The following is a 14,540-nucleotide window of genomic DNA, read 5'->3' on the forward strand; positions in this document are numbered from 1 at the left end:
GCCGGTCATGTCGATGCGCTATCCTTGGGTCCATTAATCGCGGCATCGGCCGTCGACCCGACCTCGAAACCCCAACGCCATGACCCAGTCCCAGTCCCCCCGGCCACGTCCCGCGGAAGCCGGTGCCCGTCGACCCAGCGTCGGCGTGCTGATCGATAACGTCCTCGTCGGCGGCGGCGCACCGATCGTCGTGCAATCGATGACCAATACGGACACCGAAGACCCGGCATCCACCGCAAAGCAGATTGCCGAACTCGCGCGCGCGGGGTCGGAACTGGTCCGCATCACGGTCAATACGCCAGCGGCCGCGGCCGCCGTGCCGCGCATCCGCGAGCGCCTGGACATGATGGGCGTGTCGGTGCCGATCATCGGCGACTTCCACTACAACGGTCACCAGTTGCTGGAAGGCGAACCCGCCTGCGCCGAAGCGCTGGCCAAGTACCGGATCAATCCGGGCAACGTCGGTTTCGGCAAGAAGAAGGACACGCAGTTCGCCTCGATCATCGAGATGGCGATCCGCTACGGCAAGCCGGTGCGCATCGGCGCGAACTGGGGTTCGCTGGACCAGAGCATGGTCGCCACGCTGATGGACGAGAACGCGCTGCGTTCCGACCCATGGGATGCGAGCCATGTCGTCCGCGAGGCACTGATCCGTTCGGCACTCGACTCCGCCGCCCGCGCCGAAGACCTCGGCCTGGCGCGCGATCGCATCATTCTTTCCTGCAAGGTTTCCGGCGTGCAGGAACTGATCGCGGTCTATCGCGACCTGGCCTTGCGCGCGGATTACGCGCTGCATCTGGGCCTTACCGAAGCGGGCATGGGCTCGAAGGGCATCACGGCATCGAGCGCCGCGCTCGGTGTGCTGCTGCAGGAAGGCCTTGGCGACACCATCCGCATTTCGCTGACTCCCGAACCGGGCCAGTCGCGTACGGGTGAAGTCATCGTCGCGCAGGAACTGCTGCAGACCATGGGTCTGCGTTCGTTCACGCCGCTGGTCACCGCGTGCCCGGGTTGCGGTCGTACCACCAGCGAGTTCTTCCAGGTGCTGGCGAAGACCGTGCAGTCCCACGTCCGCGAGCAGATGCCCGTATGGCGCGTGAAGTACGACGGCGTCGAAAACCTCACGCTGGCTGTCATGGGCTGTGTCGTGAATGGTCCGGGCGAATCGAAGCACGCGAACATCGGCATTTCGTTGCCGGGCAATGGTGAGGCGCCGTCCGCGCCGGTGTTCATCGATGGGCAGAAGGCCATGACGCTGCGTGGCGACAATATCGCCAGCGAATTCGTCTCTATCCTCGATAACTACGTGTCTACGCATTATCAGTCGCGCGGCGATTGAGGTTCTTTCCGCCTTTTCGGGGGAAGGCTCGGCTTCGCCATCGCGTTCGCGCTCGGACGCTTCGGGGAGAGCCGTCGGCCACCACCCTCGACGCTCCGGCTTCACCGTCGCTCGGGAAGGGAGAGCCGCTGCGCGGCTTGTGTCTGATGGCTGCGCCCCGTCGCGCCCGCGCTGCGGGCGGGGGTTTTTGATTCGGCCTCCCTGCCTCAGCAAAAACGGCGGACCGTCCAGGTCCGCCCCCTGCGGGCCTTGTCCGCCCGCCGCGCTCGGTTGCGCAAGTCGCGTCGAGGGTGGTGGCCGACGGCTCTGCCGGATGCTGCGGTCACGTGGAGGAGAGCATCGCGTCGACGCATGGGTATAGCTGACCGCATGCCGGTCCCGTCCCGTCCCATCACGTGCTCGGCTCACGCTCTACCCACAACAAACCGCAGTCGACGGTGCCGTGGCCGGGTTGGCCCTTGGGGCCGCCTTAGCCGAGGGCCGCGATGCCTAGTGACGGAGCGAAGCGGCGCTACGGCCCGCTCCCGCAGGGACGGCGCCGAAGGCCCCAAGGGCCAACCCGGTCGCGGCTTCCACAAGGCACGAGCGTGAGGCGACGAAGCCGCTAATGACACGATCGCCCAGACGCGCGAGATCGGCCCCGTGGTGCGTGAAGAACCTTTTATGTGCCGTCGGGGTTGATTGAGCGGCAGGTGTCGCCATCATCCTAACCTTTGACCAGGAGACGTCGCATGACCCAACACGTTCCGATGATGGATCTCAACGATGGACGCCGCGCACCGCAGCTGGGCTTCGGCGTGTGGCAGATCGACGATGCGCTGGCGGCCGATGCCGTCGCTTCGGCGCTGAAGGCGGGTTACCGCTCGATCGATACCGCTGCGATCTACGGCAACGAAAGTGGCGTGGGCGAGGGCATCGTCCGGTCCGGCGTGGCGCGCGAGGATATTTACCTCACGACCAAGCTCTGGAATGCCGATCAGGGTTACGACAAAACGCTGAAAGCCTTCGATGCGAGCCTGAAACGGCTGGGTACCGACTACGCCGACCTGTACCTGATTCACTGGCCGGTCCCGTCGAAGGATCTTTACGTCGAGACGTGGAAGGCCTTTATCCGTTTGCGCGAAGAGGGTCGCCTGCGTTCCGTGGGCGTGTCGAATTTCCAGCCGACGCATCTCGAGCGGATCATCGGCGAGACCGGTGTCGTCCCCGTCGTCAACCAGATCGAACTGCACCCGGACTTCGGTCAGCGCGAAGTGGCCGCGTTCAATGCTGATCATCATATCGTGACCGAATCGTGGAGTCCGCTGGGGCAGGGCGGCGACATGCTGAAGAACCCGGTCCTGGCCGGCCTGGCGAAGCAGCACGGTAAATCCGTGGCCCAGGTGGTGCTTCGCTGGCATATCCAGCGCGGTTACATGGTTATTCCGAAGTCGCAGAATCCCGAGCGCATCGCCGAGAACTTCCAGGTTTTCGACTTCGAGCTCAGTGCCGAACAGATGCGCTCGATCGACGGTCTGGACGCGGGCAACCGCATCGGTCCGCACCCGGATCATCTCGACTGATTGCCGGGGCGGGGCATTCGCATGCCCCGCCCCGACGTTTATTCCGACGCCAGTCGCGTCAGCTGTTCGGTCAGCACGGTTTCCAGCTCTGCCAGAACCGCCGTGCGTCCGGTCATGGCCGGCTCCGCCGCGAGCGCGACATAGGTTTTCATCAGCTGCAGCACGACGTAAGCCGCCACGCGGGCGCGCGCTTCGGTCAGATCGGGTAGATGGGCTTCGAGGATCGTAGCCACCGCCGCGCGGTTGTTGCCGCGCACGGCCAGCAGGTAGTCCATCGGAATGCCCGGCGCTTCCGCCAGCATGACGAAGCCGGGATAGTCCCGGCGGAAATCCTTCAGCAACCGCAGTAATGCGCGCGCGAGCGCCGCGTGTTCCATGCCGGCCGCTTTGTTGCGTAGCGCGAGCATGCGCTGCTTCAGCGCATCGATGTGCACATCGAGCAGCGCTTTCGCGACCAGTTCCTTGGTCGGAAAGAACTGGTAAAGCGAACCGATCGAAGCGCCTGCCCGCTTTGCGATGGCGGTCATCGTCGCCGCCTCGTAGCCTTTTTCCGCGAAGGTCTCGCCTGCCGCTTCGAGCAGGGATTCGACACGCGCATGACCGCGCTCGCGACGAGGCGCTTTTGCCTGCGGACTTGCCTTTTGTGAGGACATGCTCATAAACTCCAGGGTGAGGACATCCTCACATATCTTCCATCGGTACAGCCACGCGGAGTTACCCCATGACCGCAGATACCCTCGATTCTCGCACGACAGCCCTGGTGCTCATCGACCTTCAGCAGGGCATATTGCCCTACGCGCAGGGGCCGTATACAGGGGATCAGGTCGTGGCCAGGGCGGTACGCCTTGCCGACCGTTTTCGTGAACTGGGCGCTCCCATCGTGCGTGTGCGCGTCGGTTTTTCGCCGGATTTCGCCGACGCGCTGAAGCTGCCGGTCGATCAGCCGAACCCCGCCGCGAGCCTGCCTGCGAACTGGTGGGACGACATCGATGCACTGAAGCCTTCGGCATCGGACATCGATATCGTCAAGCGTCAGTGGGGTGCGTTCTACGGCACGGAACTGGATTTGCAGCTGCGCCGTCGCGGTATCGCGAACTTCGTGCTGGCCGGTATCTCTACCAATATCGGCGTGGAATCCACGGCCCGCTCGGGCTGGGAGCACGGCTACGGCATCGTGTTCGCGGAAGACGCGATGAGTTCGGGCAATGGCGAGCATCACCAGTTCGCGGTCGCCAATATTTTCACGCGCATCGGACGCGTGCGCAGCACGGATGCCGTACTCGACATGCTGCGCTGAGAAATTCAGCGCGTCAGGCTGACGTCGATCTCGATCGGATAAGGCGCGGGCAGCTTCGGCGGTACCGGTAGCAGCCACGTAGCGAATTGTCCGGAGAAACAGCCGGCGACGGGTGTTGCCGGCTTTATCGCCACACCGGATACCCGCCCATCCGCACCGACGTTCGCGACGACGGTGAACGGCGAACGGTCCGCCGGCGCGTTGCTTGCGATGCAGCTCTCCAGTGCCACGGTCATCTGATCGGTGATGCTGTCCCACAGGCGTTTCTGATACGCGGTGCCATCGGCGGTCGCTTCCAGCTTCTTGGCCGCGAGCATGCGGTCGGCGAAGTCGGGCGTGGCGAGCGTGGCAAGCGCGAGCAGGGTCGAAAGCATGGGGGAAGCTCCGTGTCGTGTCGGCGCACGTTAGCAGGACTTCGCCCCATTCGTCAGACGCCCGATGCCTCGATCCGCTGGGCGTCGATCCGGTGGTTCCCGGGAGTCAGCGGTAAGCCGTCGCCACGCCATCACTGATTGTCGGTCGTCAGTCCCTTCATCGCCGTATTGAGCTTGTCTTTCAGGGCTGTGGGAGGATGCGTGCCCTCGACGGCGATGGTGACGGAATACAGATGGTCGGGCGATGCGGCGGGTGAAGGCGACGGAGCGCCGACAACCGCGCCCACGAAGCTCACGTCGCTATCGGTGTAAGGGACGCGATCCAGCGGATGTTCGCGTTTGAGTATGCGCTGCCAGGCGGTCTTGTCGGATTCCTCGGAATCGTCGAACGGTTTCGCGTAGCGGCTGACCAGAACCATGTCGCGTTTCGCCGCTTCCGCCGCGGCCACGACGCCGCCGACACGCATGGCGTAGTTGTCGCCATCGGGAACCACGGCGAAGGCTACAACGAGTTTGCTGTCCGGCTGGATTTTCTGCAGGTTCGGGCCGAACTGGATCTGGATCGGTTTCGAGGTGAAGTCGAAGCGCTTGTCGTAGTCGACGGACAAAGTCGTATCGCGCAGCGCATCGGGCAGTGGTGCTTTGCTCGACAGGAATTCCTTCCACTGCGAGAACCTGCCGCCGTATCCCACGCTGACGAAGTCGGTCATGGCTTCCAGATCGATCGAATGGGCGTGCCGGTCGCTGGCCGAAGCCATCCGTGCGATGGCGATATAACCGTCGGGAACGGGCAGGGCGGCGATCACGATGATGCCATTCATATAGGGCAGCGCGAACACGCGCATATACCAGCGGCGCCCGTAGCGGTCGACATGGAGTTCGTCGCTGACGGGTTTGCCCAGCGACAGGATTTTGATCTTCTGGTTGCCGACGTCGCGGTTGAGCGGCGTGCCTTTCAGGAGCAAATCCATCATCAGTTTCGGATCGCCGTACAGGCTGACCGACGAAACGCTGTCCGGTTTGCGCAGGTGGAAGAGCATGTTCTTGCCGGAAGCGCCGAGTTCCAGATAGCCGTTGTCGGCCAGCCGGTCGGTGCCATGTTCCGCTCCCACCCGGTTCCACGTACCGCCCGCACTGCGGCGGATGATCGACGGGAAGGTGTCCATGTCCTGGCTGTCCACCAGCAGGCGATGCGAGCCTGAGCCGCGCGGATACAAGGTATCCGCACTCTTGGCCAGAAGCGCTTTGAGCTGCCCTTCGATGAATGCGTTGTACTGCTTCAGGTACGTCGCCATGAAGTCCGGGTACGCGATGGGTAGCGGAATGCTTCCCCGGAAATTGCCGGTCTGGGCATCGTCCATGATGTCGAGGACGTAGTTTTCGCGGCGGTCGATATCCGCCTTTGTCGTCGAGGCATCCAGTACGCGATTGATGGGCAGTGCGTAGTTGAGGTTTTCGCCGGGCGACTTCGCCAGCACGACACCGACGAGCTTGCCCGACTTGTCCAGTAACGGGCCGCCGCTGTTGCCCGGCGATGCGGCAGCGGAGAAACGCATCCATTTCCAGCGGCCGTCCTGTTCTTCCGGCGTATCGGACGTGTACAGACCGTCGCGGATCACCACGCCGGTTCCCAATGCATTGCCGACAGCGAAGACGACGTCGTTGAGCGGCGCGTTGCGATTGATCGCCAGCGGCTTGACCTTCGGCGCGTCGCGTACGGTGAATTCGACGAAGTCTTCCTGCGGAGAGAATCGCGTGATCTGGTCGATGGCGTAGACGTGGCCGCCGGAGTCGCGCAACGCGGGTGCGCCGGACACGCTATCGATGCCGGCGGCGAATACGTGGAAGGCCGTGACGAAATGGCCGTCGCTTACCGCGAATGCCGTGCCGATCGAGACGTATTTGTCGTTGCGGAACTGGAACGGCAACAGATCCAGCGGCAACGGTTTCTCGTAGGTGACCGTGGATTCGTCGGCTTTCGGCAGCACGACTTCGAAGGTCGCGGCCTGCACTTTCGGCAGCACGGCCGGGTCCAGGCTGACGGCCAGGACGGGGGCGCCGGGAAGTAGCGCGACGAGAAAAAGGAGTCGGGTCATGACGCGGTGACGGATAAGCATGCAGTTCCTCGGCCTTGAAGAAAATAACCGGGATCCACGCACGCTCCCCCGGGCACTCGCAGTCAGGACGCCAAGATACGTCAACGCCATGACGTTCCGATAGCCCCATTACCTCGTCGGCCAGGCCGATCGACGATGACTTTCGTCATGTATTCCCGAGCCCGGGCCGCTGATAACGTTCGATGGCCCCGGTGGCGGGCTTTCTCCAGGCTAAGGATCTACGGTATGAAGCGTCGCGATTTTCTCCGTTCGTCCCTCGCCACCGGCGTAACGGCGAGCCTGATCTCGGGGGCGGTGTTGCCTGCCTATGCTCTTGCCGCCTCGCCGAAGCTTCCCGACGATCCGGATCGCATCAATAACTCGATCTTCCTTTTCGGCGACAACGTGCCGCGCTATAACCGCGACGCCGTTGCCCGTATGGCCGAGTTGCTCGAACAGCGGCGCGCGGGCTCCGATCCCCAGCGCAAGAAGACCAGCGATGCGTACCTGGTCAACGGTACCGTTGGCGAACTGGAGCGGCGTTTCGCGACCTTGCTCGGCAAGGAAGATGCCGCCTTCATGCCGACGGGCACACTGGCCAACCAGGTTGCCCTGCGTCTGCTATGCGGCGAACACCGGCGCGCGATCGTCCAGCAGGAGAGCCACGTCTACCGCGACGAAAGCGATGCGGTCACGACGCTCAGCAATATCAACCTGCTTACGGTGGGCGGGACCAAGGCATCGCCCACATTCGAGGAGGTCGTGGCGGCCGTTACGTTGACCGAGAAGGGTGCGTATCCGCTTTCCGTCGGTGCCATTTCCCTGGAAAGCCCGGTGCGTCGTGCCGACGGTGCCATGGTGCCTTACGAGGTTGCGAAAGAGATCTCCACGTTCGCCCGCCCGAAGGGCATCGGCATGCATCTGGACGGTGCCCGGTTATTGCTCAACAGCGGTGCGGAAGGTTTCGCGGTCGATCGTTACTGCGCTTTGTTCGACACGGTTTATGTGTCGCTGTACAAATATCTCGGCGCGCCATTCGGAGCCATTCTCGCCGGTACGAAGGCGCAGATCGAACAGGCCCGGGCGACCCGCCACATCTTCGGCGGCACGATCTATCACGGCTGGCAGTCCGCGCTCCTGGCGCTCGATGCGCTGGATGGATTCGAGCAACGCTTTGCGCGCGTGCGGCAGGCGGGCGATCGCCTGCTGGATCGACTGGGCGCGACGGAAGGCTTCACGGTCCGTCGCGTCGAACACGGCACCAATATCCATTTCGTCGAGGTGTCGGCCGAACGGCAGAAAGGTCTCGAAGAGCGGCTGGACAAGCTGGGCATCCGGATCGACCAGATCGAGAACGGACGTCTGGCTTTGGGTTTCAACGAAACGCTGCTCCGGCGCGATACGGACACCATTGCGAAGGCATTCGCGAGCTGACGTTGCCGCCATCGGTTCTATACTGCGCTCCCGGTCGCACAGCCGATCGGGTCACGGGGAGCGGGAATGGAAAACAAGCGTGCGGCGATGGAAACGGAACGACTGATCCTCGACCCGCTTCGTCCGGACGATGCAGCGAACCTGTTCGCGTATCGTGGCGATCCCGAGGTAGCTCGATATCAAGGCTGGAAGCCGGCCAACGAAAGCGAGGCCGCCGCTTTTATCGCGGAGCAGGCGCGACGTCCCTTCGGCGAACCCGATAGCTGGTGCCAGCTTGCGATCCGCAGCCGGCAGACCGGCGAACTGATCGGCGATTTCGGCGTGCATTTCCCGGCAGGCAAGGACGACCCGATCGAGTTCGGTCTTTCGCTGAAGCCTGCGGAACAGGGCAGGGGCTATGCGCGCGAAGTCATGCACGCGGGTATCGATCTCGCGTTCCGGCAGTGGGGTTATCGGCGCGTGGTCGGTTCCGTCGATCCTCGCAACACCGCCAGCGTTGCGCTGTGTCGGTCGCTGGGCTTCCGTCAGGAAGCACACCATGTCGAAAGCTACTTTTTTCGCGGCGAGTGGGTCGACGACATGATCTTCGCGCTGCTGGCCCGCGAGTGGATGGCGGTACGCGGGTAGAACAGTCGTAAGGCGTTGCCGGGTGACCTATGGCAGAATGCGCCGGTATTTCAGCCACATAAGTTCCCAACCCATGCATAAGCCCCGGCCATTCTCGATGATTCGCGAGTTCCATCTGGCCGACTGGTTTACGCTGGGGAACGCCGTGGCCGGCGTGAGCGCGCTTTTCTCCATGATGTCGTATCTGCAATACGGGGATATCTGGCATATCTATCTTGCCTGCGGTCTTGTCGTCGTCGCGCTGACGTTCGACGTACTCGATGGTCGCATTGCCCGTTGGCGGCAGAAGAGTTCGGCGATGGGGCGCGAGCTAGACTCGCTCGCGGACGTCGTCTCGTTCGGTGTCCTTCCCGCGGCGATCGCGTACGGTTGCGGCATGCAGGGCTCGCTGGACCGGGTGGTGCTGGTCATCTTCGTTGCCTGCGGTGTATCGCGTCTGGCCCGGTACAACGTTACCGCCGAAGAACTATCGGCTGGCGGCGACAAGGTGAAGTACTTCGAGGGCACGCCGATACCGACGACCCTGATACTCGTCGCCATGCTGGCTGTCGCGGCATGGTACGGCGCGCTTGGCGAGCAACTGTGGCTGGGCAAGTGGCAGGTCGGCGTGCTGGAACTGCATCCCCTCGTGCTGACGTTTGCCGTATCGGGTGCGCTCATGGTCAGTCGCATCAGGATTCCGAAGCTCTAGCGAAGCTCGTACCGCGCTCCGCATTCCGGTTGCGATACATCATGTTCGACGTCCTGAAGCCTATGCGGGCCGATCGCGACGTTCCGCAAATGCCGGATATCCGGTAATTGCGATTCGATCCATGAGGATTTCGGCAAAACGTCCGGGCTGCTCGATGTCCGGAAAGTGCCCGCAATCCCGAAAGCGCACGATATCGGCGTGCGGGACACACTCGTGCAGGGAGCCGGGATCGGTGTGCTGGTGAGAGCGATCTTTCTCACCCCATATCATCGTGCACGGCACGGTGATTCCACATAATGACGCCATCTCCTCTTTCGCCAGCCCTTGAACGACGCCAGCCAGACAAAAGCAGGCGCCGTCGGAAAGCGCGTCGAGCGACTTTTTTCGAAAGGGCTGCGGGTCCGTCGTTTTGGGTAACGCGACCCCGTACCAGCTGGCGGCGGCTTTCTTTCGGAAGATCCATGCGGCTATTTGTCCCACGACGGGAACACGCAACAGTCCCGGTATGACACGGGCTGTCCAGGCGTGCATGGCCGTAAGCGATGGCGTCTGCGAAAGGACCAGGTTGACGATGCGCTCTGGTGCCATCCTCGCGGTACGCAGGGCGTAGAAGCCGTTGGCACAGCTGAATGCGAGGGTGGCTTTATCGATGCCAAGGCCATCGAGCACACCAAGGACCGCTTGCGCACCTTGATCCAGCGAGTGCCTGTAGGTATGCCGCGGTGGGGAATGGCCAAAGCCGGGCATGTCGAAACACACCACGCGCAGCGTTTTCGAAAGCAGATGGATTAGTGCTTCGTAGTGCTCGATGACATTGGGGCCATCGGGAACCATCACCACGCATGGCATGGTCGAGCCGGAGTCGTAAACGCGCACGGTGCCAACCGGCGTGTCGATGTATCGGATGTTGGAATCGGCAGGAGGGCTCGTGTGCCGCTTCGCCGACATGCGCGCCAACAAGCTATCTATAAACGTGGCGATCATGGTTGTTCTCTCGAATTGCCAGCCCGATTTTCCAAAGAGGAAAAAGGGGGCACGTATGTGTTGATACTCCTCTTTGGAAAGCGGCGTCAGTAAAGAGAGTCGGCACACGGCTCGTAGACGGTTCGTGACGACCTATCGCTCGTATGCCCGCCCTTCGAATCTGGTACCCGATTCGTCGAATATATATATGGTCAGCGTCGGGTCGCCAAAATGACAGAGGTAGTACATGGCATCGCGCGGTGCGCTCAGCCTGACTTTGACCTTTCGATGCTCGATGGTTACGTCGGATTCAAAGACTTTTACCTTCGGCATGTCCTTCTTGTAGAGCGAGATGGCATGGGTAATTGCAATGAGTTCGGCATGTGTGAGATGACACCAATGCGCCGTGCAGTCTGCGCGATCCCTCTCGACCGGTACTAGTTCGACGGGTTCAGGGAGCGGAGGCAACGACACGGTAGAGGCGGTGGGAAGGACGCAGTCCTGCGCACATACGGGTGAGACGAAGCATATGAGAGCGATGGCTCTCGCCAAGCTTCCACTGAGAATGCGCATGTTTTCCCCCTGAAGTCGACGAAACGAGACATCCGCTTCGGATCGCAAAGCGGAAGGCCGATCGTTCTATCTGTTCACAAGCACGATGTCGGACTGACGAACGTGGGCATCGAATCCCGTTTCCAGCTCCAGGAGAAACGTTGGCTCAGGCTCCAGCTCCAGAACTGTCACTAACGAGCCAAAGGAGCCAGCCAACTCGCCGGATAGCACCCGGACATAGTCGTTGTGCATGAACGTCACGCCAGGTATCGCTTCACGATTGAGGAAGGCCTGACCAGGATCGGTTGGTTTCTCGAACTGCACGATGCCTCCACTCGATTTTCGGACAATCCGCATTGCTTCGGATTCAGTCCCGCGCACGGCAGCCCAATACGTTGGTAGCGCCCGGCAGGACGGGCCTGCCGGGCGCGTGGATGCGATGGGATCAGCGCATATTTCCCGTGTGGCCCAGCGAATAACGGCCCGGTTGCGGCCAGACGGTAAGGCCGTGCGGTTCCATGCCGACAGGGATGGATTTGACGGCACCGGTCGTGGTATCGATCGCATAGACGACGTCGTCCATGCGGCCGGACAGCCACAACATTTTGCCGTCCGCACTGACATTGCCCATGTCGGGGCTGCCGCCGCCCGGAATGGGCCAGGTTACAAGGACCTTGCGGGTGGCGAAGTCGATCACCGACACACTGCCCTTGGCATGGCTCTTACCATGGCCGTGGCTATGGGTACGGCTTTGGCTCGGTCCATGTATGCGATTGGAACCGCGGTTGGCAACATACAGTCGAGTACCGTCCCGGCTCGGATACAGCCCATGTGTACCGATGCCGGTCGGGATGAATCCGATCTTCGTGAAGCTGTCGCCGTCGACCACGAAAACACCATTGGCCATCATGTCGGCGACGTAAAACACCTTGCCGTCCGGGGAGACACGGACGTCCTGCGGCATACCCTTCTTATTGAGCAGAAGGTAGCCCACGACGGTGCGGTTGACGAGATCGACCTTCGCCAGGCTTCCGTCGAATTCGCACGTGAAGAGCGCGTACTTGCCATCGATCGAGAAATCGGCGTGATTGATGCCCTTGCACTCCGGGACGGGAAGGCTCGATTTCAGCGCCATCGTATGCGAATCGCGAAAGTCCAGCCGCGCATGCGCTTCCGCTACCACGATCGCTTCCTTGCCGTCCGGCGTGAAGTACATGTTGTAGGGATCGTCGACCATGACTTCCTGGCCGGGCTTCCCGGTCTTCGGATCGATCGGCGTCAGGCTTCCGTTGGGCCGGCCTTCGGCGTTGTTGGCCACCCACAGCGTCTGCAGATCCCATGAAGGGACGACGTGTTGCGGGCTAAAGCCGACCTTGAAGCGGTCGACCACCTTGAGCGTTGCCGGATCGATTACATAGACGTCGTTCGAGCGCAGATTCGGTACATAAACCCGTGACAACGCCCCTGCCACCGCTGGACTGAAATGGCCTGCACCCGCTTCGCTGTACAGGTTTTTGGCATTCACCACGGGCGGCATGCCGGGCACTGTGGCGACAGCCGACGCGGCGGAAGCAACGCCGGCACCGGACAAGCCAGCCAACGCGACACCGGCAGACAATGCGAGGCGCGACAAACGACGAGAACACAAATACATGGCATTTCCCTAATCGAGGGGGAGTGGTAACTGTGGGAAGAATCAAACGCCGGCGAATTCATTAGCGGCCCGCCGTTTCCTTCTTGATGGCATCGATGGTTCGCGACACGATCGCCTCGACGCCCGACAGACCGAGTTCGGCCGTCGAGCGACGCGGGTCGCCGCCGTAGATCCCGTCGGCAGACCCGAGCTTCGGACCGCTTCGCAGTCGATCCTGCCGAACCATCTGCGGTGCCACCGCAAGCTGCAACGAGGTGTCCGCGAGCCCCGCATGTGTGCCGATCTCGGTATCGCGGTAGCCGTGCTTACGCAGGATCTCCGAGTACCCGTCCGAGCTGGTAGCGTAATACTCCGGCGGGACGAATGCCCGCGCGGTCGAGCCGGACCATGTCTTGTTGAGCCGGGCGACCGCTTGCTTGATATCGTTCTGGTAACCGCCGTGATCGCCCAGAAAGACGATGTTCCTGAATCCGTGGACTTTAAAGCTGTTTGCAGCCGATTCCAGCGTTTTTTCGAACACGTCGTCCGGCACGGTGATGGTGCCGGGAAATCGCATGTGGGATGTCGGCGGTGCGTAGCTTCCCTCGGGCACATAGGCTATGACCGGCGCGACGAGCGCATTGCCCAGTCCTTCCGCAATTCGTTGCGAAAGTACCTTCACTCGCGCGTTGTGCTTGCCAAGCGCGACATCCGGGCCGCTTTGCTCCGTTGCGCCGATGGGAATGATGATGGTGGTCTTGCCCGCCTGAATCTGGTCGCGCAGCTCGGTCCAGGTCAGGTCTTCAAGGAACACGGTTTTCGGCGTTTGCGCGAAGACGGTCTGCGTGGCGATGAGAAAAATGACGGAAACGAAAGCTCGTCGCAGTGGAATGCGCATGAAGGCTCCTTATCGAAGGCAATAATACTAAGGAACTACCTGGGAAGCGCCGCAAGCCACTTCAGCACGACGCGCGACAGTTCGGTGCGCTGGTCGGAATAGGCGTGATCGGTGGGCAGGTGCACGGTCGTTACCCGGGTATCTCCGGCTTTGCCAAGATCCGCCGCGAAGGCCTCGCTTGGCTTTGCCAGGCCATCGTCGGAAGTGACGATCAGTGCCGTTCGTTGTTTCAACGTCTCGACCTTCGAGTGGAAGGTCCAGGTGGCGGCGTGATCGGCAAGCTCGCGGGCCAGCCCGTCCGGCGTACACCCGCTCAGAGGTGCCATGCCTTCATGGGCAAGCCCCTCGCTCATTTTCTGAACGGCGGTCTGTTCCTTGTCCTTGCTCAGCAATTGCTGAAAGGCTTCTCCCAGGTCGGCGGCCGAGATCGTCGCGAAGGCTTTGATGGCGGGGTCCGCCGCCGCGGCCTGCACGGTCATGAAGCCGCCCATGCTGTGCCCGATCAGGACAATGCGCGCAGGGTCCACCCGCAGCTGACGTGCCACGGCCGGTTGCCGCAGGTAGGCCAGTGCCGCTGCCGTATCTTCTATGCCGTGGGAGAACGAAAAATCTCCCGGGGTGCCCCACGACCCACGGTAATTGAAGTAAAGAACGTTCCAGCCCGCCCGGCGCATATCCTGCGCAAGGTCCAGATTGCGCTCGTTGCCCGGGAATCCGTGCAACAGGATCACGGTCGGATGCGGCCCGGCGCCCGCCGCGACATAGACCAGCGCATTCAGGAGGGCCCCGTGGCTGGGAATCTGCATGGTTTCCATGGAGGCACGGTCGCCGCCCTGAGGAGCGGATACCAGAGCGGTCCTGGCCGTGGGAGCGTGAGCTGCGGCTTGCCCGAGCGCGCCGCTTGAGGTCAACGCGAGACAACCGGAAAAACAGGTCGCCAAGAGGACATGTGCCGAATGGTTTTTCACGTTTTACCCCAGGGCTTCATCGGTTCTGTTCCGAGCATATTACGGCCATTGCCCCTGTCTTCAGTGCACCGCGCCAGCCGATAACGCTTTCTCCGATATCTTCCGG

At 62.1% G+C, this 14,540-nt stretch carries 15 protein-coding genes; 6 read left to right on the plus strand and 9 right to left on the minus strand.

Annotation, left to right across the window (positions count from 1 at the left end):
* Window positions 1-79 precede the first annotated feature (79 nt).
* Together ispG and EC912_RS13490 are read left to right on the plus strand one after the other, a co-directional pair.
* Window positions 80-1,339: a flavodoxin-dependent (E)-4-hydroxy-3-methylbut-2-enyl-diphosphate synthase gene (gene ispG, locus EC912_RS13485; RefSeq protein WP_132144903.1), complete on the plus strand. Its 1,260-nt coding sequence runs from the start codon at window positions 80-82 to the stop codon at window positions 1,337-1,339.
* 731 nt (window positions 1,340-2,070) lie between these two features.
* Window positions 2,071-2,901, plus strand: a complete 831-nt coding sequence (locus EC912_RS13490; protein ID WP_132144905.1) for an aldo/keto reductase — start codon at window positions 2,071-2,073, stop codon at window positions 2,899-2,901.
* 38 nt (window positions 2,902-2,939) lie between these two features.
* On the opposite strand, the gene EC912_RS13495 is transcribed toward EC912_RS13490, so the two are convergent.
* Window positions 2,940-3,554: a TetR/AcrR family transcriptional regulator gene (locus EC912_RS13495; protein WP_165973597.1), complete on the minus strand. Its 615-nt coding sequence runs from the start codon at window positions 3,552-3,554 to the stop codon at window positions 2,940-2,942.
* Window positions 3,555-3,622: 68 nt separating this feature from the next.
* Between EC912_RS13495 and EC912_RS13500 the strand changes: the two genes are divergently transcribed.
* The gene (locus EC912_RS13500; RefSeq protein WP_132144909.1) at window positions 3,623-4,198 is read left to right on the plus strand and encodes a hydrolase; all 576 of its coding nucleotides are present in this window, start codon (window positions 3,623-3,625) and stop codon (window positions 4,196-4,198) included.
* Between the two features lie 5 nt (window positions 4,199-4,203).
* Here the strand turns inward: EC912_RS13500 and EC912_RS13505 are convergent, their stop codons facing one another.
* Together EC912_RS13505 and EC912_RS13510 are read right to left on the minus strand one after the other, a co-directional pair.
* Complete coding sequence (locus EC912_RS13505; RefSeq protein WP_132144911.1) at window positions 4,204-4,572, minus strand: peptidase C13; 369 nt, start codon at window positions 4,570-4,572, stop codon at window positions 4,204-4,206.
* 131 nt (window positions 4,573-4,703) lie between these two features.
* Window positions 4,704-6,668 (minus strand): S1 family peptidase, encoded by a 1,965-nt coding sequence (locus EC912_RS13510; RefSeq protein ID WP_243649274.1) that lies wholly within the window; start codon window positions 6,666-6,668, stop codon window positions 4,704-4,706.
* Between the two features lie 246 nt (window positions 6,669-6,914).
* On the opposite strand from EC912_RS13510, the gene EC912_RS13515 reads away from it, so the two are divergent.
* The 3 genes from EC912_RS13515 to pssA all read left to right on the plus strand — a co-directional run bounded on the left by EC912_RS13515 (window position 6,915) and on the right by pssA (window position 9,420).
* Window positions 6,915-8,102, plus strand: coding sequence for a threonine aldolase family protein (locus EC912_RS13515; protein ID WP_165973598.1), 1,188 nt, complete (start codon window positions 6,915-6,917; stop codon window positions 8,100-8,102).
* A gap of 66 nt (window positions 8,103-8,168) precedes the next feature.
* Complete coding sequence (locus EC912_RS13520; protein WP_132144917.1) at window positions 8,169-8,729, plus strand: GNAT family N-acetyltransferase; 561 nt, start codon at window positions 8,169-8,171, stop codon at window positions 8,727-8,729.
* Window positions 8,730-8,802: 73 nt separating this feature from the next.
* Complete coding sequence (gene pssA, locus EC912_RS13525) at window positions 8,803-9,420, plus strand: CDP-diacylglycerol--serine O-phosphatidyltransferase (RefSeq protein ID WP_243649275.1); 618 nt, start codon at window positions 8,803-8,805, stop codon at window positions 9,418-9,420.
* Between the two features lie 60 nt (window positions 9,421-9,480).
* Here pssA and EC912_RS13530 read toward each other — a convergent pair whose 3' ends face one another.
* The 6 genes from EC912_RS13530 to EC912_RS13555 all read right to left on the minus strand — a co-directional run bounded on the left by EC912_RS13530 (window position 9,481) and on the right by EC912_RS13555 (window position 14,281).
* Window positions 9,481-10,404 (minus strand): alpha/beta fold hydrolase, encoded by a 924-nt coding sequence (locus EC912_RS13530; RefSeq protein ID WP_132144919.1) that lies wholly within the window; start codon window positions 10,402-10,404, stop codon window positions 9,481-9,483.
* A gap of 132 nt (window positions 10,405-10,536) precedes the next feature.
* A complete protein-coding gene (locus tag EC912_RS13535) occupies window positions 10,537-10,956 on the minus strand; it encodes a hypothetical protein (RefSeq protein ID WP_132144921.1) in 420 nt (139 codons plus the stop codon).
* A gap of 66 nt (window positions 10,957-11,022) precedes the next feature.
* Window positions 11,023-11,259 carry a hypothetical protein gene (locus EC912_RS13540; RefSeq protein WP_132144923.1) on the minus strand — a complete coding sequence of 79 codons (237 nt, stop codon included), beginning with the start codon at window positions 11,257-11,259 and terminating at the stop codon, window positions 11,023-11,025.
* 121 nt (window positions 11,260-11,380) lie between these two features.
* The gene (locus tag EC912_RS13545; protein ID WP_132144926.1) at window positions 11,381-12,589 is read right to left on the minus strand and encodes a YncE family protein; all 1,209 of its coding nucleotides are present in this window, start codon (window positions 12,587-12,589) and stop codon (window positions 11,381-11,383) included.
* 61 nt (window positions 12,590-12,650) lie between these two features.
* Window positions 12,651-13,466 carry a creatininase family protein gene (locus EC912_RS13550; RefSeq protein WP_132144928.1) on the minus strand — a complete coding sequence of 272 codons (816 nt, stop codon included), beginning with the start codon at window positions 13,464-13,466 and terminating at the stop codon, window positions 12,651-12,653.
* Window positions 13,467-13,501: 35 nt separating this feature from the next.
* A complete protein-coding gene (locus tag EC912_RS13555; protein ID WP_132144930.1) occupies window positions 13,502-14,281 on the minus strand; it encodes an alpha/beta fold hydrolase in 780 nt (259 codons plus the stop codon).
* Window positions 14,282-14,540 lie beyond the last annotated feature (259 nt).

It is taken from the genome of Luteibacter rhizovicinus (assembly GCF_004342265.1).
In the GTDB taxonomy this organism is placed as follows: Bacteria; Pseudomonadota; Gammaproteobacteria; order Xanthomonadales; family Rhodanobacteraceae; genus Luteibacter; species Luteibacter rhizovicinus_B.